The organism is Lachnoclostridium edouardi, from assembly GCF_900240245.1.
GTDB classification, from domain to species: Bacteria; Bacillota; Clostridia; order Lachnospirales; family Lachnospiraceae; genus Lachnoclostridium_A; species Lachnoclostridium_A edouardi.
The window spans coordinates 1811207-1836282 of sequence record NZ_OESQ01000001.1 but is presented as its reverse complement, the minus strand read 5'-3'; the positions used below and the strand labels follow the sequence as shown (position 1 = coordinate 1836282).

Genomic DNA, 25076 nt, shown 5'->3' with positions numbered 1-25076 from the left:
GGTAACAATTTGGAGTTTTTTGCAGCAACAAAAGCGCATGACTTTTTTTCATTTGGGCCGGTAGCAGATATTTTAGGTTGGATTATGGATTTACTGTTCCGTTTTACTCAAAGTTTTGGAGTAATGAAAATCGGTCTGTGTATCATTTTATTTACCTTAATTATTAAGGTTCTGATGTTCCCTTTGACAATTAAACAGCAGAAATTTTCTAAATTAAATGCTGTTATGCAGCCTGAGATCATGGCGATTCAGAAGAAGTATAAAGGTAAAACAGACCAGACTTCTATGATGAAAATGAACGCTGAGACAAAGGCAGTTTATGAAAAATACGGCACTTCTATGACAGGCGGCTGTTTACAGTTAGTAATCCAGATGCCGATTCTGTTTGCTTTGTACCGTGTTATTTATAACATTCCCGGATATGTAAGTTCTGTAAAAGCGTATTTTGAGACTATAGTAGATGCTATTGGCGGAACAAATGCCATCAGCACTTTAACACAGTTTGCAAATGATCACAACATTGCTTTAACTACTTTGACAAATAAAAGCGGAGAGCTTACAAATACAGATCAGATGATTGATATTCTGTATAAGTTTACTCCTGAACAGTGGGACAAGTTCCAGCAGTTGTTTTCAGGAAGTGCAGCTGATGTAATTGCTACTACATCTCAGGAAATTATTGATATGAATACTTTCTTGGGCTTAAACTTAGCTGCAAGTCCATGGAATGGATTTGTTCCAAGCGTTGCCTGGCTGATTCCTATTTTAGCCGGTTTGACACAGTGGTACAGTACAAAATTAATGACAAGCCAGACAAAGGTAAGCGACGATATGCCTGGGGCAAATGTGATGAAGCAGATGAACATTACTATGCCTTTAATGTCTGTATTTTTCTGCTTTACATTCCCTATTGGTATTGGTATTTACTGGATTTCACAAAGTGTATTTATGGTAATTCAGCAGTGGATTGTTAATGCTTATCTGGGCAAGATCGACATGGATGAGATGATTAAAAAGAACGTGGAAAAGGCCAATGCAAAACGTGCGAAAAAGGGACTTCCTCCTTCTAAAATTTCTCAGAACGCAACAACCAGTTTAAAGCAGGTGCAGGCAGAAGAAGAAAAGCAGGAAGCTGATCTTCGTAAGAAAATTGAAAGATCAAAGGCTCAGGTAAAAGAGTCTAATGCTTATTATAATGATAATGCAAAGCCTGGAAGTTTGGCTGCAAAGGCAAATATGGTTAAGAAATATAATGAAAAACATAATAAATAGGAGGGGTGAGTTATGGATATGATTACCGTATCAGCGAAAACTGTGGATGAAGCTATTACAAAGGCTTTAATAGAGCTTAGTACAACCAGTGATAAGTTAGAATACGAAGTAGTAGACCGGGGCAGCACAGGATTTCTTGGAATCGGTGCTAAGCCTGCGATAATTCGTGCAAAGAAAAAAGAATCTCTGGAAGATACTGCTGTAGAGTTCCTGAACCAGATTTTTGGAACTATGAATATGACAGTGTCCATCGCAGTTACCCTCAATGAAGAAGAAAGGGAAATGTCTGTTAATCTGGAAGGTGAGGATATGGGAATTCTCATTGGAAAGAGAGGACAGACTTTAGATTCTCTTCAGTATCTGGTAAGTCTTGTAGTAAATAAGAACAAAACTAGTGAAGGACATATTCGTGTAAAGCTGGATACAGAAAATTACAGAGAGAGAAGAAAAGAAACTCTGGAAACTCTGGCAAAAAATATTGCTTATAAAGTAAAGAGAACAAAACGTCCTGTTTCACTGGAGCCTATGAATCCATATGAGAGAAGATTGATTCACGCAGCCCTTCAGAACGATAAATACGTTACAACAAGAAGTGATGGAGAAGAGCCTTTCCGCCATGTAATTATCTCATTAAAAAGAGAAAATTATAAAAGGGACAGGTACAGCAGAAATAACAGCAGCAGCGCAGTAAATCAGCAGTAATTATAATCGGGCCAGGTATTCCAATAGGGATGCCTGGCTTAACTTAAATAGATATGGGGTGCCTGGAAATGAAGACAGAAACAATAGCGGCCATCGCTACAGCCATGAGCAGTTCAGGAATTGGAATTATCAGAATCAGCGGAGAGGAAGCATTTTCCATAGCAGATCAGATTTTCAGAAAGAAAAATGGAAAGAAATTAGAGAATATTCAGACCCATACCCTACATTATGGATTTATTTATGATGGAGAAGAAAAAATAGATGAGGTGCTGGCTCTTTTTATGAAAGGACCTCACAGCTACACAGCTGAGGACACAGTGGAAATTGACTGTCACGGCGGTGTTTTAATGATGAAAAAAATACTGGAAACAGTAATTAAATATGGAGCCAGGCCGGCGGAGCCTGGAGAATTTACAAAAAGAGCATTTTTAAACGGCAGATTAGATTTATCTCAGGCGGAGGCGGTAATTGATATTATTCACGCTAAAAATCAATATGCCTTAAAAAGCTCTGTAAGCCAGTTAAGCGGAGCAGTTTCCAATAAGATTAAGAAATTAAGGGAAAATATTCTCTATGAAATTGCTTTTATAGAATCTGCCTTAGATGACCCTGAACATATATCTTTAGACGGATATGGAGATAAGTTAAAAGCAGCTTTGCAGCCAATGATCAGTGAAACAGAAAAATTGATTTCCTCTGCTGATGACGGCAAGGTTATGACAGAAGGTGTAAAAACGGTGATTTTAGGAAAGCCCAACGCAGGTAAATCTTCTCTTATGAATCTGCTTTTAGGGGAGGAGCGGGCGATTGTAACAGACATAGAGGGAACTACCAGAGATATTTTGGAGGAGCATATTAGACTGCAGGGAATTAACTTAAATATTGTAGATACAGCCGGCATTCGTGATACAGACGATATAGTAGAGCAAATTGGCGTAAACAGAGCTAAAAATATAGCTGAGGAGGCTGATCTGATTATTTATGTGGTGGATTCCTCCAAGCCTTTAGATAAAAATGACAAAGAAATTATTCAGATGATAAAGAATAAAAAAAGCGTAGTTATTTTAAATAAAACGGATTTAGAGCAGGTGGTTTTAAAGGGAAGCCTGGAGGAAGAAACAGGGGAAAAAGTGATTCCTATTTCTGCAAAAGAGGGAATAGGAATAGATTTGCTGGAGCAGGAAATTAAGTCTATGTTTTATCATGGGGATATTAATTTTAACGACCAGGTTTATATTACCAATGTGCGTCATAAAACTGCCTTAAAGTCTGCTTTAAATAGTATGGAAATGGTAATGGAAAGTATTGAAAATCAAATGCCTGAGGATTTTTATTCTATAGATCTGATGAACGCTTATGAGGAGCTGGGAACGATTATTGGAGAGGCAGTTGAGGATGATTTGGTAAATGAAATTTTCAGTAAGTTCTGTATGGGAAAATAAAACTGGTTTGACAGAAAAAGTCCACATAATTGAGGAGAGATGAGATACAAGATGCCAATTTTAGAAGAAAATTATGACGTAGTAGTAGTGGGAGCCGGCCATGCAGGCTGTGAGGCAGCGTTAGCCTGCGCCAGACTGGGATTAGAAACGATTATGTTTACAGTTAGTGTAGACAGTATTGCCCTTATGCCATGCAATCCTAATATAGGAGGCAGTTCTAAAGGACATTTAGTAAGGGAATTAGACGCGTTAGGCGGAGAAATGGGAAAAAATATTGATAAAACTTTTATTCAGTCCAAGATGCTAAATGAGTCTAAGGGACCAGCAGTTCATTCTTTAAGAGCCCAGGCTGATAAACAGGATTACAGCAGGGAAATGAGGAGAACATTAGAAAATACAGATCATTTAACAGTTCGCCAGGCAGAAGTTTCTGAGATTATTACAGACGGAAAAAAATTAAAAGGAGTGAAAACTTTTTCTGGGGCTGTATATCACTGTAAAGCTGCAGTTTTGGCCACAGGAACTTATTTAAACGCCAGATGTATTTATGGGGATGTAAGTAATGAAACAGGGCCTAACGGTCTTCAGGCGGCAAATCATTTGACAGCTTCTTTAAAGGCTCACGGAGTTGAAATGTTCCGCTTTAAAACGGGAACTCCGGCCAGAGTTGACAAAAGAAGTATTGATTTTTCTAAAATGGAGGAGCAGTTTGGAGATAAAAAGGTAGTTCCATTTTCTTTTTCTACAGATCCTGCCGCAGTACAAAAGGAACAGGTGTCTTGCTGGCTGACTTACACTAATACAAATACGCATCAGATTATCAGAGATAATTTGGATAGATCACCTTTATTTTCAGGAGCTATTGAGGGGACAGGTCCCAGATATTGTCCGTCTATTGAGGACAAGGTGGTGAAATTTCCAGATAAAGAGAGACATCAAGTATTTGTAGAGCCAGAGGGACTTTATACAAATGAAATGTACTTAGGAGGAATGTCCAGCTCTCTTCCAGAGGATGTGCAGTATGCTATGTACAGAACGGTTTCAGGTTTAGAGAATGTAAAAATAGTCAGAAATGCTTACGCCATTGAGTATGACTGTATTAATTCCAGACAGCTGAACGCTACATTGGAATTTAAGGAAATTGAGGGATTATTCAGCGGAGGACAATTTAACGGAAGCTCTGGTTATGAGGAGGCAGCTGTACAGGGATTTATGGCAGGCGTCAATGCGGCTATGAAAATAAAGGGGAAAGAGCCTGTTGTTTTAGACAGGTCTCAAGCTTATATTGGCGTATTAATTGATGATCTTGTTACAAAGGAAAACCATGAGCCTTATAGAATGATGACTTCCAGAGCAGAATACCGCCTTCTTTTAAGACAGGATAATGCAGATCTGCGCTTGAGGAAAATAGGATATGACATTGGCTTAATAAGCCAGGAAGAATATGACAGAATTTTGTGGAAGGAAAAAGCCATTGAAAGTGAGGTAGAAAGGTTGGAAAAAACTTCAGTGGGAGCCAATGAAAGAGTACAGGAGTTTTTAAGCAGCCATAATAGTACTTTGTTAAAATCAGGCAGCACCTTGGCAGAATTAGTAAAAAGGCCTGAATTAAATTATTTTATGTTAACTGAAATTGACGATAATCGGCCACAGCTGCCGGAGGATGTGGCAGAACAAGTTGACATAAATATAAAATATGAAGGGTATATTAAAAGACAGATGCAGCAGGTATCCCAGTTTAAAAAGCTGGAAAGTAAGCGGTTGGACGCAGATTTTGATTATAGCACAGTGCCAAGTTTAAGAAGGGAAGCAGTACAAAAGCTGAATTTGTATAAACCTATGAATATTGGACAGGCCTCCAGAATTTCCGGCGTGTCACCGGCAGATATTTCTGTGCTGTTGGTTTATTTAGAGCAATTAAGGCACAAGAAAAAATAAAAGGAAGATATAGGAAGACATAAAAGGAAAAAATAAAAAGAATATATAAAAAGAATGTATAAAAGAAAGATATAAAAAGAAAATATATCGCCGGGAAGGAGGATATTAATGAAAGAGGAATTTATCTGTTTACTTGAAAAAGAAGCGGAATCAATGGGCGTTCGTTTAACTGAAAAACAATTGGAACAGTTTTATCAGTATTATGAAATATTAATTGAAACTAATAAGGTTATGAATCTGACTGCCATTACAGAGATGGGGGATGTGATTGTAAAACATTTTGCAGACAGTTTTTCCCTGCTTCGTGTTGTTCAGGATTTAAATGAAAAAGATTACTGTATGATAGATGTGGGAACAGGGGCTGGATTTCCTGGAATTCCTTTAAAAATCGCGTTTCCTCAATTGAAAATAACATTACTGGATTCCTTAAATAAAAGAATAAAATTTTTGAATCAAGTTACAGAGCTTTTAAATCTGGATTACATAAAGACAATTCATGGAAGAGCTGAGGACTTTGGAAATAATAAGGATTACAGAGAGGCTTATGATATCTGTGTTTCACGTGCTGTGGCTAATTTGTCTACCTTATCAGAGTATTGTCTGCCCTTTGTAAAAGTGGGAGGTCTATTTGTTCCATATAAGTCAGGAAAATTAGAGGAAGAGTTGGTAAACGGAAAAGGGGCTATAAAAAAGTTATCTGCAGAGATAGAATGTATTGATTCCTTTCAATTAACTAATTGTGATGAGAGATCGCTGGTTAAAATCAGAAAAACAGATCATTTAAATAAAAGATATCCTAGAAAAGCAGGGCTGCCGTCAAAAGAGCCTTTGAAATAGGATAAAAGATAAAAATAGAAGAGATTAGTTGTTGGCATTCTGCTATAAATATTCTGAACCTATTCTAAAACCTTTATTGATGAAAAGGTCAGATATATTTTTATAACAGAATGCCTTTTTTGATTAAATATATTATTTAGGAGAAAAACATTAAAATAGTCTCCAAAACCTTTCCTGGGTCCTCCAATTGTGGAAGATGTTTTGTTTTGGGAATGATTGATGATTCAATAGCCGGATTACATTGTTTATATATATTTATGACTTCCTTTATATTATCTTTTGCTCCGCCGCCTAAAATATAAATACTATTATCTATTTTCTTTATGGCATTCATCATATTGCATTTTAAATAATTGCAGCGAATGCTGGAATAAATAGATTTTGGACAATCCCCCAAGTGAGCTGATTCATAATATTTTTCAATATATTGTGGCTTAACTGAAAAAGGATTATAGAAATAATATTTTTGGAAGCTTTCTGTTATAATGCTGTGGCTGCAGGCTATGTTGTAAAATAATGTTCCAAATACAGGTAAATCTAAAATTAACTTATAAATTTTAGAATATTTGCCTGGAATGTGGCTGGAATCATAAAAATCTATTGGGTTAATAAATAAAAGCTTATCAAAAAGTTCAGGATCAGCGCTGCAGGCCATAGTAATAAAGGAGGCAGATTCCCCTGTTGCAATTACATTAGTTCTATGTCCAATCTCTGATTTTATAAAATCATTAATTAACTGTACAAATAAGTAATTAGTATAGGTAAGATTCGGTTTTTCTGATTGTCCACATCCTAATAAATCTATGGTGTAAACAGTATATTTTTCCTTTAATTTATTGACCATTGCGGACCATTCACAGCTGGATGAGGAGTAATTTAAATCGTGAATAAGAAGAAGTGGCTTTCCTGTTCCAGATTTTGTATATGAAATATTGCCCAATCTCCACTTATAGCAAAGTGATTGAGAGTCTGTATTTAATAAATGTTTTGCAGTGGCGGACATTTTAATAGTTTTATTAATAATAGCAGTGGCAGCGGTAGCTCCGGCAGATAATAATAATAAACTAAACAGCTTGCTTTTTGCTTTCATAAATTGCCTCCTATAAGTTCTATAATTAAAAGCAAAATAGTTATGAGAAAAGTCTTTCTGAGTAACTATTTGCTATCTTTAAAAAGCGACATTAAAGACATTAAAATTTAAGCTTTATAATTTGTTATGAATTCCATTATAATATATTAGGCAGCGCAAAACAACGAAATTTATATTAAATATTTTTACCATTAGTGACTGGAGTAATACATAAAAAGCAGATTGGTGGGGTGGGAACTATATGTAATACTTATTTTATAAAGAATAAGAAAGATAAAAACCACCCCGTTTACAGATATTTAATGTTTCATGTGAAACTTTTTATTCTTTTTCCATATGAAAAATGATGAAAATGTGTTATACTCATTTTTGATAAAAGAAAGGAAATAAGTCATGGGAAGAATTATTGCGATTGCAAACCAAAAAGGTGGGGTAGGAAAAACAACTACAGCAATTAATTTATCCGCTACATTGGCAGAGGCAGGGGAAAAAGTTTTGGCTGTGGATTTTGATCCACAAGGAAATGAGACAAGCGGCTTAGGCTTGGAGAAGGAGAAAATTCAAAACACAGTATATGAGATGCTGGTAGGGGAATGTGACATTGAAAACTGCTTAGTTAAGGAGATTCAAAAGAATCTTGACTTGTTACCTTCTAATGTAAATCTGGCTGGCGCTGAAATTGAATTACTTGAAATCAGAAATAAGGAAAAGCTATTGAAGAATTATTTAGAAAAGGTAAAGGATCAATATGATTTTATTACAATAGATTGTCCTCCATCTTTAAGTCTTTTGACAATTAATGCGCTGACAGCAGCAGATACAGTATTAGTTCCTATTCAGTGTGAGTACTATGCACTGGAAGGATTAAATCAAGTTTTGAAAACAGTAAAATTAGTAAAGAAAAAGATGAATCCATCTTTAGAAATGGAGGGCGTTGTTTTTACCATGTATGACGCCAGAACAAATCTTTCTTTACAGGTAGTGGAAAGTGTGAAAGCTGCTTTAAACGAAAATATTTATAATACGATTATACCTAGAAACGTTAGATTAGCAGAGGCGCCAAGCCATGGTATGCCTATTACTGTGTATGATTCTAAATCAGCGGGGGCTGAAAGTTATCGTATGTTGGCAGCAGAAGTGATTAGCAGAGGAGAAGAATTATAATGGCAAAAAGAACCGGATTAGGAAAAGGATTAGGGGCTTTATTTGGGGATGAAGTTCTAAGAGAGACAGAAAAACCGGAAGAGGACAATAGAGAAAATAATAAAGCCTCTGAAAATAAACAGAAAAAGACTAGTAATAGCAGTAATAAAAAAGAGAATTTAAATGAAGATGAAAATCAAGGAAAAGAAATTTTAGTTAAGTTATCTAAAATTGAGCCGCGTAAAGATCAGCCAAGAAAAGATTTTAATGAAGAAAAATTAGAGGAATTGGCGGATTCTATTAAACAATATGGTATATTGCAGCCATTATTGGTGCAAAAACAAGGAGATTTCTATGAAATTATAGCAGGAGAGAGACGTTGGAGAGCGGCTAAAATAGCAAACTTAAAAGAAGTGCCTGTTGTAATTAGAGAATATAGCCAACAGCAAAAAACTGAAATTGCTTTGATCGAAAATGTGCAAAGAGATGATTTAAATCCAATAGAAGAGGCTCTTGCATATCAGCAATTAATGCAAGAGTTTCACATGAAACAAGAAGAGATTGCTGCAAGAGTTTCAAAAAATAGAAGCACTGTCACTAATAGCATTCGTTTATTAAAGCTGGATACACGGGTTCAAAAGCTGTTAATAGAGAATCAAATTACTAGTGGACATGCCAGGGCATTATTAGGAATCGAAGATCAGGAAAAACAATACCAAATTGCAGAAAAAATTGTGGTAGAGGGTTTAAATGTCCGCCAAGTAGAAAAACTGGTGAAGGCGCTTACAAAACCTGAGAAGGATAAAGAAAAAAAGCCAGCAGAAGATGAGCAGCTGCAGGTGATTTTTCAGAATTTAGAGGATAGAATGAAAACTGTTATGGGCACGAAAGTTGTAATTAACAGGAAAGATAAGAATAAGGGAAGAGTGGAAATTGAATATTATTCTTCTTCAGAATTAGAGAGAATAGTTGAATTAATTGAGTCCATTCGGTAAATACTAATGATTGGAAGCGAGGATAGAAGATGGAAAGCAGCATCATGAATAATTTAGGTATTGATCCTGCATATGTGATCATAGGGTTGGCGGTACTGACAGTAATATTATTGATTACAGTGATTGTATGTATTATTAATATGAAAAAATTATACCGCAGATATGATTACTTTATGAGAGGTAAAGATGCAGAAACTCTGGAAGATATTATTATAGAGCAGATTGCGGAAATTCAGAAGCTGAAAACAGAAGATAGAAATAATAAAGATGCCATCAGAACTTTGAATAGAAATCAGAGAGCTTCTTTTCAAAAATGCGGTATTGTTCATTATAATGCCTTTAAAGGTATGGGAGGCACATTAAGTTTTGCCTGCGCAATTTTAGATTATACGAATACAGGATTTGTCTTAAATTCAGTTCACAGCAGGGAAGGATGTTATTTATATCTAAAACAGGTAGACAGAGGACAGACAGATGTACTTCTTGGGAATGAGGAAAAAGAAGCCTTGGAGCAGGCCTTAGGATATAAAGAGCCGCCTGTGATGTAATATGAATTGTACTTTTATAAAAACAATTCTATTGGTTATTGACAAGAAAGTAACGGGCTGATAAAATTCCAATATAATTAAATTCAGAATAATTTAAGGCAAAGGAGCCGACCCACAAAAGAGGGTCATGCTCCTTTTTTGCTTATTAAGGAGGAAAAATCTTATGTCATATGTTGATGAAATCTATGAAAGAGTTGTTGCACAGAACCCTAATGAGGCTGAATTCCACCAGGCGGTAAAGGAAGTTTTGGATTCTTTAAAATTAGTGATTGATGCTAATGAGGAGAAATACCGCAAAGCAGGTTTGCTGGAAAGATTTGTTGAGCCTGAGAGAGTTGTAAGTTTTCGTGTTCCGTGGGTAGATGACAATGGAAATGTGCAGGTGAATAAAGGATACCGCGTACAGTTTAATAGTGCAATAGGACCATATAAGGGAGGTCTTCGTCTTCATCCATCAGTAAACCAGAGTATTTTAAAATTCCTGGGATTTGAGCAGACACTGAAAAACTCCTTAACAGGTTTGCCTATTGGCGGTGGTAAGGGAGGATCTAACTTTGATCCTAAGGGAAAATCTGACAGGGAAGTTATGGCGTTCTGTCAAAGCTTTATGACAGAATTATATCGTCACATCGGAGCAGATACTGACTGTCCTGCAGGTGATATAGGAGTTGGAGCAAGAGAAGTTGGATTCCTGTATGGTCAGTATAAAAGAATAACAGGCCGTTATGAAGGCGTTCTCACAGGAAAGGGATTGACTTTTGGAGGATCCTTAGCACGTACAGAGGCTACTGGCTACGGCTTAATTTATATTTTAGATGAGATGTTAAAGCATCACAATCAGCAGATTGAAGGCAAAACAGTTTTAGTTTCCGGTTCTGGAAATGTAGCAATTTATGCAGTTCAGAAGTTACAGCAGTTAGGTGCAAAAGTAGTTGCTATGTGTGATTCTAACGGATACATCTATGACAAAGAAGGAATTAAACTGGATGTAATTAGAGATATAAAGGAAGTTCGCCGTGCAAGAATCAGCGAATATGTAAAAGCAGTTCCTACAGCTGTATATACAGAGGGAAAAGGTATTTGGAGTATTCCTTGTGATATTGCTCTTCCATGTGCAACACAGAATGAGCTGAATTTAGAGGATGCAAAAATGCTGAAGGCAAACGGATGTATTGCAGTTGCTGAGGGAGCTAATATGCCATCCACAAGAGAAGCTACAGATTATTTTGTAGAAAACAATATTTTATTTATGCCAGGTAAGGCAGCAAATGCAGGCGGAGTTGCTACAAGCGCATTAGAGCAGTCTCAGAACAGCATGAGAATGAGCTGGACATTTGAAGAAGTAGATGCAAAATTAAAGGATATTATGGTTAATATTTATGCTAAAGCAGCAGATGCTGCACAGCGCTATGGAGTTCCTGGAAATTATGTAGCAGGCGCTAATATTGCAGGATTTGAGAAAGTAGCAGAAGCTATGATCGGACAGGGCATTGTATAAAAATGTCAAATAGATAAAATAGAAAAGTTTTTTTAGGGCTGGTATTATGAAAAGAAATAGTATATAATATGGTCTGTAGAAATGAGGCGAAGAACTTCTTCGCCTCATATTTGTCTGGGTTTAAATAAAAAGGAGACTTTTATGCATAAATTTTTGAGGGCTTTAGGACTTTCAAAATACAAAAGAGACAGTGATATTGATCGTTTGCTGGAAGATTTGATAAAAGATTCATGTGAGAAAAAGAGAATTCAAATTGACGATCAGACTAACTTTTGTGAACTTAAAGCAGAACTTCTTCCAGATATGGGAATTGTGATACATGGTGAGATGGACAAAAACGGCGTATTTTGCAAGAAATATTATTATCCATATATGAATAGTATACATGAATCCTCAAAAGCAGAATGTTCAATACAAAGACATACAGAAAAAGAAACGTATGCCGGCCTATTAGATGAGTTTAAAGTGGGAATATCATTGATTTTTTATGTCAGCAATCTGTTTGAATGCAGAGAGCGGTTAATGGACGGAGAGTCAATGAATGTAGATGGCGTAAATCTTGCAGGTTTTTCTATAGAGGGAAAAATTCTATTTCCAATGAAAAAAACGGCAAGACAGATTGAAATGGCAAAAGTTGCCTCCAAAGATAGAAGTAGTTTAATAGAGGCTGCTAAAAATGGCGACGAGGACGCTATGGAAACATTAACAATAGAGGATATTGATATATACTCGCAAGTTTCCAGAAGAGTAAAGCACGAGGATTTATATTCTATTGTAGATACATGTTTTATGCCCTGCGGTGTGGAATGTGATCAATATTCTGTTATTGGCAATATTATCAATGTAAACCTGGGAGCAAATAAGCTGACAGGGGAGGAAGTTTATGATTTAACCCTGGAATGCAGTGATTTAACATTTCACGTGGGAATTGCCAAAAAGGATCTTTTGGGAGAACCTGAAATCGGAAGGCGTTTTAAAGGTCAAATTTGGATGCAGGGCACAGTGAAATTTCAATCTTGACGTATGCTTTTTTTCTGATATAATAAAATAGTGTCTGTAAAAGGCAAAAGGTAACAAGTAAAATTAAATATAGATTTTGTAACTGTCGCTATAGCTCAGTTGAATAGAGCGACCGCCTCCTAAGGGCTTGTTGGAGCAATCGCCCAACACTGAAAATTTCATATACGTCCATGTACCTCAGCAGGATAGAGGGTTCGCCTCCTAAGGGCTTGTTGGAGCAATCGCCCAACACTAAAAATTTTATATACGTCCATGTACCTCAGCAGGATAGAGGGTTCGCCTCCTAAGGTTATGCTCTACCGGCCGCCTTACGATGAAAAGTGATCGTTACCAATTTTAATTGAATAGATGTCTCTGTAGCTCAGCAGGATAGAGCGTTCGCCTCCTAAGCGAATGTTCATACCTTATAAAGCGCTTAAAATAAAGGCTTTTCAATCTTGGAGTTGAGTGATTGTGAGTGATTGTTCATTATAGGGCAGCACATGAGCGGAAAAAGAAGCTGAGTGATGCCCTTTGATGGAATAATTAAATATATGTTCTCGTAGTTCAATGGATAGAGCAGCAGCCTCCTAAGCTGCAAATGTGGGTTCGATCCCCGCCGGGAACAGCACTTGCCTGACAGTATTATGCTGTCGGGCTTTCTTTTTTGTTTACCATGCGCTCTCTGATGGTAGATAATGTACGCTTATCAGAGAATGAATAGTGTCGTTCATTTGTTTCAATGCTGTGACCTAAAAGCAGTGCTCGTGTACGCGGTTCATATCCTTCATCAATCATGCGGCTATTAAGTGCCATACGAAAAGCGTGATTGTTGGTTGTTGAAATGCCCAATTTGCGGCAGTGCTTTTTGAGATATTGTGCATATCCGTCCTTATTAATCCATTGATTATTGCTGTGAAATACATAAATGGAATTACCATCTAAGGCTTTTGCCAGTTCTAATATTTCTGCAATTTCATCAGTAATAGGAAACCATCTGCCGTTATGCGGGTGTTGCCGCTCATCTTTCGTATATTGTACTTCGTAGACTTTGCGGTTGCCTTTCCCATTATGTTCAATGACTTGTTGGCGGTGAATGTGAATAAAATCATCATTTATATCTTCCCACCTCAATGCACTAAGCTCGGCGCATCTCATGCCAGTTTCAGCAGCAAGCAGCGACATAAGTGCGCGGGGATTGTTTCTGTTTTGTAATGCATCTTCTTTCAGAAGTTGGATTTCCTTTGTTGTAAAGGCTTTTTCTTCATTACTTTTCTGAGTAAGGTTACAAAACGCATAAAGGTCAGACAGTTCAACGGTCAGAGTGGGATTAGACAAGCACCATTTCCTTTTCACAGCAAATTTGAAAACTGCGCGGACATACTGGAGAGATTTTCTGAGTGCATCAGGGCGAGGGTGTAGTTCCCTTGTCTGTTTTACAAAGAGCTGCTCGATTTCATCTTCCGAAACATCTTGCACTTTCCGCTCCCAAAAGGCTTCCGGAAGAAATCTTTTTAGGCGATCGCGATAAGCATTGATGGAATTGACAGAGCGATTTTGATTATTTACCTTATAATCAAACCACGCCTCAGTAGCTTCGCGGAATGTTTTTGGTTTATCTTCTTGCTTTCTATAATACTGGAAAAGCGCTTCTATCAATTCTTCTTCGGTATTCCGTACAACCTCCTTTCGTGGCTTCCCGACATAAGTCTTCCATTTTCCCATTTTAGCACCTTTGGCGATTTGAGAAATTGTATAATTGTGTCTTTTTTTTACATAATCTTTTTTAGCAGCGGATAACATGATAGCTAATACTTCCGCATTTCCAGCCCACTCTGATATTAACATCAAATCGTCCTGGGAGAAAGTAGTTTCTACATTTTCTGCAAAAATCATACAGAACCACCCCCTCTGTGCTTTGCTTCGGGAGCGGTGTGATTACCGCGGACAAGCTCATAGTGCATCTGCTGCCGATATTCTGCATCGTTTCCTACAAAAAAATCAGCTTCGTAGATTTTGTCTCTATGGGTACGGCGTTTCATTCGCGCAATTTCTTTGTCGCTTAAATCTTCTCGTTCATGCCCTGGGCGTTCTAAATTTTTAGAATAAGTGACGAGTGAACGGGCACCTTGTGGAAGCAAGGAAAGGCGGGAATATTTTGATATGTAATTAACAACATATTCTGGATTTTCGATGTATTCAACGGAAGACCAACCATTCCGGCTCCAACCTAACAGACAGTATGTTTGTCTACCCTTAGAGTCAAAAACTCCCTTGCGAATGCGAATGCAGCGGCGTGGAAGCTCCCCAATCAGGATGTGGACATGATAGCCAGTTCCTTCAGGATTTTTGTGCCGTACAGCGATATAACGGATGTCCGGATATTTCCGGCGCAGCTTGGAAAAAAACTGCCGCACTTGTTTGTCTTGTGCAGTAACATTGAAACGCATTTTTTTAGTGCGCCATGTCAGTATACCGAAGAGTTCAAATCTGTTTGATAATCCGAGGTCTTTTATGCGCTTTCGGCGTTTATATACTAAGTCGTTAAAGCGTTCCTCATCTGAGCGAGGGAGTGCAGCAGAAGATGATTGTGATTGGTGTGCGCTTTTGTCATCACGGATATTTGGGGCAATGGTAATACCTGTGTAACCATCGCTGTAGTGCGTGAAGTATACAGTTTTCTTCTTTTCTTCTTGACAAGTGGATGTTTTGGACACATCAGTGGCGCTTTGGGGGTTCATTTTTCATACCTCTCTTTCAGAATTTTTTGACGAAAGAAGTATGGAAATTTTTGACGAAATATTGGTTTTGTGCGTTATATGGCAGAAATGATGGAAAAGTGCCCGAAATATCCATTTAGAAAAGAAAATGAAAGAAAATGGGTTTACATAACTATGAAATAGCAGTTTTTTTCTTATCCGCAAGGTTTAGGGGGATTTTCTTACAATTTTCTTACGAAGGGAAAAGGATAAAAAGTAGCTGCTATACTCAATCAAGAAATAGCAGCTATGTTGTATTGAGAGACTTATTTTTTAAAGTAGAAGTTTTTATTGAGAAAGATATGTCCGCAGTCATGAATAGTAAGCAATTTGTTTCCGAGATGTCCTAACTTGGAGGGTTCTATGATATAGTCCTTAGAATCACTTTTAGTTCGTGTGACAGATTTTCGACTTGTGGCAATGCTCTTATTTTGTACGGTATGCTTTCCGATAAGTCGGGAGAGATATTCCTGAGTGTCGCTATCATTAGCACCCAACACAGTAATATATTTGAAGTTTGTCAGCATTGCCATGCGTTCTTCTCGTCCGTACTGTAAGTCGAGGTCAGCCATACTTTGAGTTAAGACCATGATACGAACATGCTTTTTTCGTAGCTTTCGTAATGAGGGGATTATATCCAGTTGCCCCAATGATGCAAACTCATCAAGAGCAAGCAAAACCGTTTTGCTTTGCTCTGCCACCGGACGGCAGGAAAGATACTCCAAAGTCTGAGCAGCGAGTATATGCAAAAGAGGTGCATACAGTTCCAGCTTCGCATCTTCAATTACAATGAAAACATTGCTATTTTCAAGGACAGCAGGTGTATATGCGATTTCATCTGTGTGTGGTCTGCGGACTACCCTTTTTATTGCGGCATTAGTAGCAAAAAGCGTTATAGCAGCATCACAAGCCTGCTTACAGCCACCAATATTTTTCTCATTACTTCCTTGAAAGCTATTGATATACATAATGGCATCTTTATTTTTCATATTATCTATATCAGTAAAGAGCCGCTGCCACGACGAGGAAATGATTTTTTCGCATATCGCTGTAAAATCCATTTGCTTATGATAGAAAGCGATTAGTGAGGCAGTCAAAATCTTGCGTCCTTCCCGCAAGAAGTATTCCGAAGCCGCATCAGATTTTATTTGTTCCGGCATGAGCAAGAAAGCGAGCTGCGCCAAGGCTTCGTTTTGCTCGTTTGTATCGGTAAGGCTGTCAATCGGAGCAAAAATATTATAGGGCGTACTATTAGAGTTCGCTGGCTCAAATATTAGCTTGTTTTTTGCATTTACATTCCGGCAGATGTCTCCGGAAATATCAATACAAAAACTATTGCCTGTCCATGCCCGGAGTGTGGGTATCAGCAAGGCGCTTGTTTTTCCAAGTCCGCTACCACCTAGCACACATATATGTCCTTCTGATTCGGTAGGACTATAAACTATTTTGTTTCTCAAATTTCCAAATAAGATACCTTTGGCTTTTTCTTTTGATCCTTTTTTTAGGCTTCCGAGAGGTTGTTTCTGCTTTTTGGAAATCAGCAGGGAAAGCAGATCGGTCAGAGTAAAAGTTAAAATCATCACAATAGCGGAAGCAATCAGGAGCTTTTCCGGCGTTTGGAAACTCTCCCATGCATTCCAAAGTAGCTGAAGAAGTTTTGAAAAAGAGAAGTCTACCATATTTACCACCGCCCGCCGTAATCAATTTGATGTTCTGCATTGACTGTCCAATCCCGCATTTGTTTTAATTCTTTGACTGTTCGATTGCCTCCATTTTGTTTAGTAACGCCAGTCAGAACTTTTGCATCAATCCCACAATCATCTAAATGCTTTTGTAAAGCAGGGTGGAAATTGCGAAGCTCTGCGCGCGTCAGCACCTTATTAGCACAAATTTTCTCCCCACTATGCTTTTTGTCCGGCACAACCGGAATAAAGCAAAAGTGCAGGTGGGGTTGTCCTGCTTCATCAGCATGGACAACAGATTGAACGACATTCTTTTTTCCGTATCTTGTTGCAAGGAAGTTATGTGTTTCTTCAAAAAAGTCTTTCAACTTATCTTTTTTCATGTCTTGCGGGGCGGTTACAACCCAACCGACAAGGACTTTTACATCAGCTCTGTTATAACAATACAATTCGGATTTCCTTTTTAAAAAATATTCATAATCAGATATTCCACGCTCAGGAATGAGAGAATAATTAAGGTCACTTTTTAGAGAGTCTATATCTGCATTGGCTGGGTTTTTAATAGTGCGGCTGTTATGCCGCAGAATGTTTACTACCGCCGGAGCGGCAAATTTCTGTACGCTTGCCATGAATGTATTTTCCTTTCTTTTCTGTTTTGTCATACAAGATATGGCAGATGCAGCGCATCTTCCACCGTGCCGCTTTGTGCGTCACTTATCTTGCCGAGGGGCTGCCCCTCTGGACTCCCCTGCCCGCGCTGAGGGGAGTTTAGTGATTGGCTGATATTCAGCTTTGCGCGGGCAAAAGGGCGGGCATTAAAGCCCGCAAAATTACGCCATGCGGAGCATGTCGCTTGCTGCCCGATATGTATATGTAGAGTCACAGAGCATATCCCAATCGCACAGCATCTGCATTGAGATCGCACGAGGCGAGGTCAGATGCAGATAGGTCTTGCCAGTTAGTTTACCCAGGACAGAAAGGGCATTGCGAAGATGCATGTGTTCTGCGGCTGACAGGTCAAGAGTGGCATTGCCGAATGCAACGAGGGCATAAATCGGAAGTTTGCAGCGGTATGCTGCCCGAAATCTTGTGCCCGCTGCTGCGGTGCTGGCAATCTCCAGTAAGTAAGTTATTAGTGCTTTTTTCATTGTTTGTATTCTCCTTTCGCTTTATATGTCAATTATGAACTCCGATGCTATCCGATAGCGAGAAAAGTGGGTGTCTGGAAAAGTGTACCTTATCGGACAGTATCGAAATCCATAATTTTTATGTCTGAAAAAGCAGTAGTTTCAGTTTTCGGACAGACAAAAATTAAACAGGTTTTTATGGAGGGAATACTATGAAATACGGGTACGCAAGAGTAAGCAGCAAGGAACAGAATTTAGACAGGCAACTGATTGCATTAAAGCAAGCGGGGGTTGAAGAACGGTATATTTATTGTGATAAGGTTTCGGGGAAGGATTTTGACCGGCGGGCGTATAACACTTTAGTGGGAACAGAACAGACCGCACCGGTTCTGAGGGCGGGGGATATATTAGTAATTCTGTCATTAGACCGACTTGGTCGAAATTACGAAGCCGTCCGGCAGCAGTGGGAATACATTACAAAGGAAATCGGAGCGGATATAGAAGTGCTGGATATGCCGCTTTTAAGTACGGCAGAAAGCAACGGCAGCCTCGATCGGAGGTTCATTGCGGACTTGGTTTTACAGATACTATCTTATGTGGCAGAGAAAGAGCGGAGAAATACGAGAGAAAGACAGAGACAGGGCATAGAAGCAGCAAAGGCGAAAGGAAAACGACTTGGCAGACCGGAGATTGAAAAGCCGGATAATTGGGAAAGTGTTTATAAGAGGTGGAAAACTGGAGAGATTACGGCAGTAGAAGCTATGCGAGAAACCGGACTAAAGAAGGGAACTTTTTATGCTTTCGCCAAAGAGATGCAGTAACTAAAAACAGTCGATGATCTTGCACAGAAGCATCGACTGTTATTCTTCGTTATCTTTATAGAAAGTGGCTATATCTTCAATTTTACAATCCAAGATATTACATAAAGTGTTAATGGTATTAAGGTTCACGCCTTCGTTTTTTCTAAGACGATGAAGGAGCGATTTGCTGAGATTATGCTGTTTTACAAGCTGGTACTGCGTGATACCCTTTTCAGCCATTGTTTCCCATAGTTTGTCATACCGTATCGTGGCAAATTCCTCCTCTTTTCTCTTGATATGTTTAGATTATAGTAGTACAATTATTAGTAGCGAAAGGTTCTGTTTTTAGACCTCATCAAGAGATAAAGGAGCGGGGATTTTATGAGAAAGAAAATGATAGTACCACTTTTAACAGCAGCAATGAGCATGACGATGAGCATGACTGCATTTGCAGGAGTGACCGAAGGCGGCACAAAAGGAAGCTGGCAGAAGGACGCGACCGGCTGGTGGTGGCAGAATGAAGATGGTACATGGCCGACTGGCGCTTGGCAGTGGATTGACGGAAACGACGACGGCGTTGCAGAGTGTTATTTCTTCGACGGAAACGGCTACATGATGACAAATAGCGTTTCGGGCGATGGCTTTCATGTGAATGCGGACGGCGCATGGGTGGTTGATGGCGTGGTGCAGACCAGAAATCTGAACGAAGCAAAGGCGCCAGAACAGAGCCAGGCGGCAGCAGGGGAATTAACGAAAGACAACGGTGGCTACAATGAGTGGGGAGCCAGCAATGCGGCGATCGAAATGAAGAAAAATTCACGTGAAGAAAATGCGAAGTTCGGTGAGGTGAAGGTGGATGATGTGTCTCTAGGTACTTGCACAATTATTCATTACGCCAACGGATTCAAAGTGTTCTACCCATATGAAGGATCAGGATCTTATAAAAGTGTAGGTGTTTCTGAATTATATCCGGAGCTGGACGGAACGTATCTTTTTAAATATTACGAAAAAGATATCTGGGGAGAAGAAGCAGCAGAAAAACTGTGGAAACTCGGATTTAATGATCGTATTGTAGGAGACGCATATGCGTTTGCAAACGAACCTGATTGCAATATTGCTGCAGGAGAGGCTGGAATTAGTTGGAGTGGAGTAAAGGGATACGATGCCATTATTAGTTTAAGATAACTGCTTTATTAAATTTTTTGCAACAATTTGCACACAACAAGAGGAAGACTAAAAGGAGAAAGAAAAGATGAAGAAAAGAACGAAAATATCACTTTTAACAGCAGCCATGACGATAGCCATGAGTATGACGGCGTTTGCTAATGTTGGAACTTGGCATCAAGATGAAAAAGGCTGGCAGTGGTTGGAAATGTGGTCTGAGCTTTCAGTCTATCCAGTTCATGGTTGGAATTGGATAGATGATGATAGTGACGGTACAGCAAAAAGTTATTATTTTGACCAAGATGGATATTTACTTACGAATACAACAACATCTGACGGTTATACAGTAAATGAAAACGGAGAGTGGGTAGTAGACGGCGTTGTACAGACAAAGCCTACAAAGTGGATGCAGGACTGTGTAAAGCCACTCGGAAGCGTTGAATCACGGTCAACCGAACCGCCGGTAATGGACGGAAAGAGTATTGCTCCCATTACTTATAATGATGAATTGCTTGGTTTAATACATACGAAAAATTCACTTGACTTTTTCACAGACAAGCAGGTAACAGGTAAGGATACTTGGGGGCCAACTTATACAGCTACATATCAAGGTTTGCCGATTACAATAGCATCTATGGAAATGTACACGGATATAATGGGAAAGCCTATTGAAGAAGCTAATAGTATTACCTACTTTGTTGGTGTTGTAAGTCAGATGTTTAATAATTTTCCTGAGCAGGGTATAGAGAAGAATGCATTTTATGATAATACAAACTATGAGTCTCCTGCTTGGGATAGAAATGCTTATGCAAGCTCTGGAATGACGGATATGATTTTTGGTTTGCCGCTTTCCTCTTATCGAATGATTGATGTGGATTTTGGCGATTATCACGATGCAAAAATTTTACTTACAGCAGGTTCAGATGGTAAATGGTACATTTATCCAGATAGTAAAGTGTGGTTCAGTTAAATTAGAGAAGCTTTCCCGCAATGGGAAGCTTCTTTACTTTGAGTGATTAGTTGAGTGATTGCAAAAAATAAGGGCTGGAAATGCGCTCCTTTCCTAGGTTTTTTGAGTGATAGTCCAACTCCTAAGCGAAAGGCCGTGGGTTCGAATCCCGCCAGGGACGCCAGCAAACACGCCGAAAACCTTTGATTTATCAGGGTTTTCGGCTTTTCTTATTTCTGCGGCTTTTGTGGCTTTTTTGCAAAAAACCTTGGTTTGCTAACATTTGCTAACGAGATTTGGCCTTTTGCTAAGAAAGGCGGTAAGTCAGAGGTTCGATTTTTACCAAAGGAACTTGCAAACATTTGTTAGCGGAAATTAGAGGAAGTTGCAAACAAAATCGCGAATTTGCTAACATCGCTCAAAAATGCTTTCAGAACCTTGCTAACAAAAAAAGTGTTTGGTCACTGTGCAAAGTGGTTCAAACGAAGAAAACCTCTCACAAAGTGAGAGGCGTTCTTCTGAGGGAGGGACTTTATAAAGCTTTTGCCAGCTGCTTGAGCAGTGCGGCAGTTTCGGGATTTTTAAGCAGTTCCAGTATCTTCGCTGCATCACTTTCATCACTTTCAGTGACGGCAGTATCCGCAGTTTTAGGCTCTGTATCTTCAACAGGATCAGGAGTCTTGGATGAGTAAAATGCTTCCTCCAATCGCTGAGCGTTTATGCAGCGATCCTCGTCGATGATGTGAGAGTAGACATCTGCAACCATTTTTACCTGAGCATGACCGGAGTCGCCCTGGACGGATTTCATATCGCCGCCATTGAGTTTCAGCTTGTAGGTGATGCTGGAGTGGCGGAGAGAATGGAATACAACATGAGGCAGTCCGTTTTCTTTGATAAGTTTATTGAAAGCACGGTTAATCACCTGGCTTTCCATCGGACGGCCATTGCTGGAGCAAAAGACCAGGTTATTGTCGATGTATTCGTCTCCAAACAGATCCATCAGCTCGTCGATTTCTTTTTTTCTCTCTACCAGCATATAGGCAACTGTTTTCGGCAGGTACACACGGCGAATACTGGTTTTGGTTTTAGGTTCTTTCAGGACCAGAGCAGTATGGGTACTGGCTATGCAAGGTGGAAACTTCTTAATAACACCTTTGTCGCTCAAATCGTCCAATGCACCTCGTGTAACCCGTTGCAGCTCTTTGTTGACGAATATATAAGCTGAACCATTTTCTATGCTCTGTGGTGCAATATCAATACAGTCCCAGGTAAGGCCCAGCATTTCGCCAATGCGTAAAGAGCAGGAGAACGCCAGATTTAAGGCAAGGGAGAGGATAGGATCATCACAGACTTCCATAGCCTTGCTCAGAGTTTCGGCAGTCCATATATCCCGTTCTTTATGTTCTTCTTTGGGAAGTGTCGCATTCAGGACAGGGTTACGGCTGATTAGTTCCCAACGCACCGCCTGATTAAAGGCACTGCGAAGTAGCTTGTGAATTTCTCTTACTGTATGCGGGGTCAGATATTCGCTTGTGGGTTTGCGGTTGTTGACGCTTACCGTTTTCACAGAGAGCAGATCGCGGTAATACTTATCCATCATCCTTGGAGTGATGTCAGATAGTAACATATCTCCGATAATAGGAGTTATGTAGTTTCTCGCCAGACCACGGCGGCTTTCATATGTTGACATTGCCCAGGTATTTACACCATAAATGGACATATATTCATCGAGCAGATCGTTCAGGGTCTTTGCCGTAGGAATAAAGAAGGTTCCAGAGTCCTGCTCATACTCAATTTGCTTTTTTCGTTTTTTTGCTTCTGCATTTGTGCTGAAGGTTTCCCAACGCTGTCTGCGTTTTCCGTTTTCATCTGTGTAATCATACACCACAGAATATTTGCTTTTACGCTTCACGATAGATGCCATTTTCATTGCTCCTTTCTGAGATTTTCACATAATGAGTTTGCTTTTGATACCAGGCTTCAAAACTGCTGGTAATGATACGAATTCTTCGGTCAATCAAGGTCGTCTCAAAATAACCTCTTTTAACAAGGTCATAAGCTGTGCCAGATTTCAGCCCCAAAAGATCCGCCATTTCCGGTACTGACATCGTAGTATGCCTCCATTTCTCTCCGGGCGGTGTACCATCCACTTTTTTATAGTGGAACTGGCCGGCATACCAATCTTCAAAGCTATCCAGCATAACTCTCATTCGTCCGACCACTTGAATTGTTTTGAAATAGTTCTTTTTAACCAACCAGTAGGATTCTACTTTACCAAGCCCAAGCATTTTGCCCATCTCTGGTACAGACATACTGGTCTTTACTCTTTGTTTCTGCATGGCTTTTGCCTCCTCTATAAAGTTTTTCTTGCTATGGCCTCATTGTAAGAGAAAGCAGAAAAAAAGTTAAGGATGTCGATTTGGAGATCGGCATCCTTGACAAATCATTCATCTGCGTGATCCAGCCAGTCATCAAAGCTCTTTTTGGAAATGCGGATATGACCGCCGACTCTGACGCTGTGGAATACACCTTGTTTTACCAGATTATATGCTGTGGGACGACTGATACCCAGAATGTCCTGAATCTCATCGACCGTATAGGTTCTTTTGTCATAGCTGACAGGATTTTGTTCATTAAAGCGGTTCAATTCCGCAATTCTTGCTTCAAACATAAAAACGCCTCCTTTATCCGGTAAGTGTCCTTACGGAGCCTCCATTTCCTCCGGAATATGAATATCTAAACTAACTTGCAGAGCATCATCAATCGCTCTCATTTCTTCGCGAGATACGCGCCCAATGTACGATAAAACACGCCTTTTATCAATCGTTTTAATTTGCTCCAGCAGAACAACAGATTTCAGTCCAAGCTCTGGAACGCTCTCCAGCGCATAGTGTGTGGGCAGCTCCTTTTTCTTAATCCATTTACTGGTGAGCGGAGCCACGATCAAAGTGGGGCAGAAAAAATTCCCCACATTGTTTTGAAGAACCAGAACAGGACGGGTGCCGCCTTGCTCTGATCCAAAATAAGGGTTCAAATTGGCATAATATAAATCCCCACGCTTATAAATCCAATCTTCTTTCATATTCATCCTCCTATGTTTTGAGATTTGATTATGTAAGAAGGAGGCCCTGCAAATTACAGAGTCTCCTTCAATTTAGCGCCTGTTTTATCCCTTACTTGTCCACGACACCCCAGGGATTCGGGTAATCATTAAGCCGCAGGTGGCTGGCCCGCTTCTCAGGAATTTCACCTCACTTCGTTTAGTCTTACCCATGGCCTGCGACGGTTGTTATCACGCTCGGACTATGGCTATAAGATGGCTCCCCTCTTTGTTATGCCATGACCGGATGCCATCCGATGTATTCCAGCCTGATATATTTCTGATAAACCGCAAAATCATCTATACAGCAAAATGGGTTGGCCTGTTATGTGAGTGGCAGCTCTCAGAAAATATACCGCTGATGTAGCGGCTATTACGCCCAAAGAGGATCAAACTTAATGATTCGTATATGAGGTTGTCAAGGTGCAAGTGAAAGGATTTCCCTCTCACTTGCTACTGCCACTTTTTTTAGAAATCTATAACCAACTTTTTTATTTTTTCTTCAATTTTTTTCAGACGCTTGTGAGCTGCGGGTTGACTAATACCATATTTTTTGGCTAATTTCAGTGTACTTGGCTTTTCCATGCTGTAATAATCCAAGATAAAAGTGCGTTCTTTTTGACTCAGCTTCTGCAAAGCACGGTGCAGATCGGCCATAAGAAGATTACAAATTGCTTGTTCCGCAGTATCAACAGATTCATCCACAAACAAATCTGTATCCTGATAACCTTCCTCTGTGCCGTCACGATCTCCCACATGAGAAGCCGGGAATATAGAGCGACTTTTCTCATGTTCCTGGAGATAGCGGCTGTGGCGGTCCTCCTGTTGGTATTTTTCAAAATCTTTGCGAGAACATTCCATGATAATGCGGTCATCTTCATCACGGAACATTTTGACTGTTTCAACAAAAAAGCGCCCAGTAAAGCAACCATTGCGGCGTGCCTTACTGAACGCTGAAAAACTGATTTCCTCCCATTCCTGTGGGCTGTTATTTTTCCAAATGAATACTCTTGTCATATCCTTTCCTCCGT

General features: G+C 39.4%; 25 protein-coding genes and 1 tRNA gene. 14 read left to right on the top strand and 12 right to left on the bottom strand.

Annotated features, from left to right (window positions below):
• The first annotated feature begins 9 nt into the window (after positions 1-9).
• From C1A07_RS08635 to rsmG, 5 genes are all read left to right on the top strand, one after another.
• Complete coding sequence (locus tag C1A07_RS08635; RefSeq protein ID WP_330399469.1) at positions 10-1272, top strand: YidC/Oxa1 family membrane protein insertase; 1263 nt, start codon at positions 10-12, stop codon at positions 1270-1272.
• 12 nt (positions 1273-1284) lie between these two features.
• Entirely contained in the window at positions 1285-1974 is a 690-nt protein-coding gene (gene jag / locus C1A07_RS08630; protein ID WP_101876755.1) for an RNA-binding cell elongation regulator Jag/EloR, read from the top strand.
• 68 nt (positions 1975-2042) lie between these two features.
• A complete protein-coding gene (gene mnmE / locus C1A07_RS08625) occupies positions 2043-3416 on the top strand; it encodes a tRNA uridine-5-carboxymethylaminomethyl(34) synthesis GTPase MnmE (RefSeq protein ID WP_101876754.1) in 1374 nt (457 codons plus the stop codon).
• 51 nt (positions 3417-3467) lie between these two features.
• Entirely contained in the window at positions 3468-5354 is a 1887-nt protein-coding gene (gene mnmG / locus C1A07_RS08620) for a tRNA uridine-5-carboxymethylaminomethyl(34) synthesis enzyme MnmG (protein ID WP_101876753.1), read from the top strand.
• 108 nt (positions 5355-5462) lie between these two features.
• Positions 5463-6191 carry a 16S rRNA (guanine(527)-N(7))-methyltransferase RsmG gene (rsmG, locus tag C1A07_RS08615; protein ID WP_101876752.1) on the top strand — a complete coding sequence of 243 codons (729 nt, stop codon included), beginning with the start codon at positions 5463-5465 and terminating at the stop codon, positions 6189-6191.
• 136 nt (positions 6192-6327) lie between these two features.
• On the opposite strand, the gene C1A07_RS08610 is transcribed toward rsmG, so the two are convergent.
• On the bottom strand, positions 6328-7281 hold the full coding sequence (locus C1A07_RS08610; RefSeq protein WP_101876751.1) for an alpha/beta fold hydrolase: 954 nt from the start codon (positions 7279-7281) through the stop codon (positions 6328-6330).
• A gap of 393 nt (positions 7282-7674) precedes the next feature.
• Here C1A07_RS08610 and C1A07_RS08605 point away from each other — a divergent pair, with 393 nt between their 5' ends.
• The 6 genes from C1A07_RS08605 to C1A07_RS08580 all read left to right on the top strand — a co-directional run bounded on the left by C1A07_RS08605 (position 7675) and on the right by C1A07_RS08580 (position 13092).
• Positions 7675-8445, top strand: coding sequence for a ParA family protein (locus tag C1A07_RS08605; protein ID WP_101876750.1), 771 nt, complete (start codon positions 7675-7677; stop codon positions 8443-8445).
• Positions 8445-9419, top strand: coding sequence for a ParB/RepB/Spo0J family partition protein (locus C1A07_RS08600; protein ID WP_101876749.1), 975 nt, complete (start codon positions 8445-8447; stop codon positions 9417-9419). Before C1A07_RS08605 ends, C1A07_RS08600 begins: the two co-directional genes overlap by 1 nt.
• 29 nt (positions 9420-9448) lie before the next feature.
• Complete coding sequence (locus C1A07_RS08595) at positions 9449-9967, top strand: DUF4446 family protein (protein ID WP_101876748.1); 519 nt, start codon at positions 9449-9451, stop codon at positions 9965-9967.
• Between the two features lie 163 nt (positions 9968-10130).
• A complete protein-coding gene (gene gdhA / locus C1A07_RS08590) occupies positions 10131-11465 on the top strand; it encodes an NADP-specific glutamate dehydrogenase (RefSeq protein ID WP_101876747.1) in 1335 nt (444 codons plus the stop codon).
• 141 nt (positions 11466-11606) lie between these two features.
• Complete coding sequence (locus C1A07_RS08585) at positions 11607-12485, top strand: DUF3881 family protein (RefSeq protein ID WP_101876746.1); 879 nt, start codon at positions 11607-11609, stop codon at positions 12483-12485.
• 535 nt (positions 12486-13020) lie between these two features.
• Positions 13021-13092: transfer RNA gene (locus C1A07_RS08580), tRNA-Arg, on the top strand.
• A 17-nt stretch (positions 13093-13109) separates the two neighbouring features.
• Here the strand turns inward: C1A07_RS08580 and C1A07_RS08575 are convergent.
• The 5 genes from C1A07_RS08575 to C1A07_RS08555 form a co-directional block, all read right to left on the bottom strand.
• Entirely contained in the window at positions 13110-14360 is a 1251-nt protein-coding gene (locus C1A07_RS08575; protein ID WP_101876745.1) for a tyrosine-type recombinase/integrase, read from the bottom strand.
• A complete protein-coding gene (locus C1A07_RS08570) occupies positions 14357-15205 on the bottom strand; it encodes a rolling circle replication-associated protein (protein ID WP_101876744.1) in 849 nt (282 codons plus the stop codon). Before C1A07_RS08570 ends, C1A07_RS08575 begins: the two co-directional genes overlap by 4 nt.
• Positions 15206-15489: 284 nt before the next feature.
• Positions 15490-16902 carry a type IV secretory system conjugative DNA transfer family protein gene (locus C1A07_RS08565; RefSeq protein ID WP_101876743.1) on the bottom strand — a complete coding sequence of 471 codons (1413 nt, stop codon included), beginning with the start codon at positions 16900-16902 and terminating at the stop codon, positions 15490-15492.
• A 2-nt stretch (positions 16903-16904) separates the two neighbouring features.
• Positions 16905-17534, bottom strand: coding sequence for a plasmid recombination protein (locus C1A07_RS08560; RefSeq protein ID WP_180952214.1), 630 nt, complete (start codon positions 17532-17534; stop codon positions 16905-16907).
• 201 nt (positions 17535-17735) lie between these two features.
• Positions 17736-18053, bottom strand: coding sequence for a hypothetical protein (locus C1A07_RS08555; protein ID WP_101876741.1), 318 nt, complete (start codon positions 18051-18053; stop codon positions 17736-17738).
• A 191-nt stretch (positions 18054-18244) separates the two neighbouring features.
• Between C1A07_RS08555 and C1A07_RS08550 the strand changes: the two genes are divergently transcribed.
• Entirely contained in the window at positions 18245-18853 is a 609-nt protein-coding gene (locus C1A07_RS08550) for a recombinase family protein (RefSeq protein ID WP_101876740.1), read from the top strand.
• Between the two features lie 39 nt (positions 18854-18892).
• Here C1A07_RS08550 and C1A07_RS08545 read toward each other — a convergent pair whose 3' ends face one another.
• Positions 18893-19099, bottom strand: coding sequence for a helix-turn-helix domain-containing protein (locus tag C1A07_RS08545; RefSeq protein WP_278321079.1), 207 nt, complete (start codon positions 19097-19099; stop codon positions 18893-18895).
• A gap of 114 nt (positions 19100-19213) precedes the next feature.
• On the opposite strand from C1A07_RS08545, the gene C1A07_RS08540 reads away from it, so the two are divergent.
• Both C1A07_RS08540 and C1A07_RS08535 read left to right on the top strand, forming a co-directional pair.
• Complete coding sequence (locus tag C1A07_RS08540) at positions 19214-20017, top strand: hypothetical protein (protein ID WP_101876738.1); 804 nt, start codon at positions 19214-19216, stop codon at positions 20015-20017.
• 67 nt (positions 20018-20084) lie between these two features.
• A complete protein-coding gene (locus C1A07_RS08535) occupies positions 20085-20966 on the top strand; it encodes a hypothetical protein (protein ID WP_101876737.1) in 882 nt (293 codons plus the stop codon).
• Positions 20967-21477: 511 nt separating this feature from the next.
• On the opposite strand, the gene C1A07_RS08530 is transcribed toward C1A07_RS08535, so the two are convergent.
• From C1A07_RS08530 to C1A07_RS08510, 5 genes are all read right to left on the bottom strand, one after another.
• Positions 21478-22869 carry a tyrosine-type recombinase/integrase gene (locus tag C1A07_RS08530; RefSeq protein ID WP_007862346.1) on the bottom strand — a complete coding sequence of 464 codons (1392 nt, stop codon included), beginning with the start codon at positions 22867-22869 and terminating at the stop codon, positions 21478-21480.
• A complete protein-coding gene (locus C1A07_RS08525) occupies positions 22847-23284 on the bottom strand; it encodes a helix-turn-helix domain-containing protein (RefSeq protein WP_101876736.1) in 438 nt (145 codons plus the stop codon). Before C1A07_RS08525 ends, C1A07_RS08530 begins: the two co-directional genes overlap by 23 nt.
• Positions 23285-23388: 104 nt before the next feature.
• Positions 23389-23616 (bottom strand): helix-turn-helix domain-containing protein, encoded by a 228-nt coding sequence (locus C1A07_RS08520; protein WP_002569114.1) that lies wholly within the window; start codon positions 23614-23616, stop codon positions 23389-23391.
• Positions 23617-23646: 30 nt separating this feature from the next.
• Complete coding sequence (locus C1A07_RS08515) at positions 23647-24027, bottom strand: type II toxin-antitoxin system PemK/MazF family toxin (protein WP_002569115.1); 381 nt, start codon at positions 24025-24027, stop codon at positions 23647-23649.
• A 486-nt stretch (positions 24028-24513) separates the two neighbouring features.
• Complete coding sequence (locus C1A07_RS08510; protein WP_101876735.1) at positions 24514-25062, bottom strand: sigma-70 family RNA polymerase sigma factor; 549 nt, start codon at positions 25060-25062, stop codon at positions 24514-24516.
• Between the last annotated feature and the right edge of the window lie 14 nt (positions 25063-25076).

What these genes read in the sequence shown, in the direction of transcription:
- C1A07_RS08530 (WP_007862346.1), bottom strand. Translation starts at nt 22,869, where the DNA reads ATGGCATCTATCGTGAAGCGTAAAAGCAAATATTCTGTGGTGTATGAT.
- C1A07_RS08515 (WP_002569115.1), bottom strand. Translation starts at nt 24,027, where the DNA reads ATGAAAGAAGATTGGATTTATAAGCGTGGGGATTTATATTATGCCAAT.
- C1A07_RS08535 (WP_101876737.1), top strand. Translation starts at nt 20,085, where the DNA reads ATGAAGAAAAGAACGAAAATATCACTTTTAACAGCAGCCATGACGATA.
- C1A07_RS08605 (WP_101876750.1), top strand. Translation starts at nt 7,675, where the DNA reads ATGGGAAGAATTATTGCGATTGCAAACCAAAAAGGTGGGGTAGGAAAA.
- C1A07_RS08570 (WP_101876744.1), bottom strand. Translation starts at nt 15,205, where the DNA reads ATGAACCCCCAAAGCGCCACTGATGTGTCCAAAACATCCACTTGTCAA.
- C1A07_RS08520 (WP_002569114.1), bottom strand. Translation starts at nt 23,616, where the DNA reads ATGTTTGAAGCAAGAATTGCGGAATTGAACCGCTTTAATGAACAAAAT.
- rsmG (WP_101876752.1), top strand. Translation starts at nt 5,463, where the DNA reads ATGAAAGAGGAATTTATCTGTTTACTTGAAAAAGAAGCGGAATCAATG.
- C1A07_RS08585 (WP_101876746.1), top strand. Translation starts at nt 11,607, where the DNA reads ATGCATAAATTTTTGAGGGCTTTAGGACTTTCAAAATACAAAAGAGAC.
- C1A07_RS08600 (WP_101876749.1), top strand. Translation starts at nt 8,445, where the DNA reads ATGGCAAAAAGAACCGGATTAGGAAAAGGATTAGGGGCTTTATTTGGG.
- C1A07_RS08595 (WP_101876748.1), top strand. Translation starts at nt 9,449, where the DNA reads ATGGAAAGCAGCATCATGAATAATTTAGGTATTGATCCTGCATATGTG.
- C1A07_RS08610 (WP_101876751.1), bottom strand. Translation starts at nt 7,281, where the DNA reads ATGAAAGCAAAAAGCAAGCTGTTTAGTTTATTATTATTATCTGCCGGA.
- C1A07_RS08525 (WP_101876736.1), bottom strand. Translation starts at nt 23,284, where the DNA reads ATGCAGAAACAAAGAGTAAAGACCAGTATGTCTGTACCAGAGATGGGC.
- C1A07_RS08565 (WP_101876743.1), bottom strand. Translation starts at nt 16,902, where the DNA reads ATGGTAGACTTCTCTTTTTCAAAACTTCTTCAGCTACTTTGGAATGCA.
- C1A07_RS08540 (WP_101876738.1), top strand. Translation starts at nt 19,214, where the DNA reads ATGAGAAAGAAAATGATAGTACCACTTTTAACAGCAGCAATGAGCATG.
- mnmG (WP_101876753.1), top strand. Translation starts at nt 3,468, where the DNA reads ATGCCAATTTTAGAAGAAAATTATGACGTAGTAGTAGTGGGAGCCGGC.
- C1A07_RS08555 (WP_101876741.1), bottom strand. Translation starts at nt 18,053, where the DNA reads ATGAAAAAAGCACTAATAACTTACTTACTGGAGATTGCCAGCACCGCA.
- mnmE (WP_101876754.1), top strand. Translation starts at nt 2,043, where the DNA reads ATGAAGACAGAAACAATAGCGGCCATCGCTACAGCCATGAGCAGTTCA.
- C1A07_RS08550 (WP_101876740.1), top strand. Translation starts at nt 18,245, where the DNA reads ATGAAATACGGGTACGCAAGAGTAAGCAGCAAGGAACAGAATTTAGAC.
- gdhA (WP_101876747.1), top strand. Translation starts at nt 10,131, where the DNA reads ATGTCATATGTTGATGAAATCTATGAAAGAGTTGTTGCACAGAACCCT.
- C1A07_RS08560 (WP_180952214.1), bottom strand. Translation starts at nt 17,534, where the DNA reads ATGGCAAGCGTACAGAAATTTGCCGCTCCGGCGGTAGTAAACATTCTG.
- C1A07_RS08575 (WP_101876745.1), bottom strand. Translation starts at nt 14,360, where the DNA reads ATGATTTTTGCAGAAAATGTAGAAACTACTTTCTCCCAGGACGATTTG.
- C1A07_RS08510 (WP_101876735.1), bottom strand. Translation starts at nt 25,062, where the DNA reads ATGACAAGAGTATTCATTTGGAAAAATAACAGCCCACAGGAATGGGAG.
- jag (WP_101876755.1), top strand. Translation starts at nt 1,285, where the DNA reads ATGGATATGATTACCGTATCAGCGAAAACTGTGGATGAAGCTATTACA.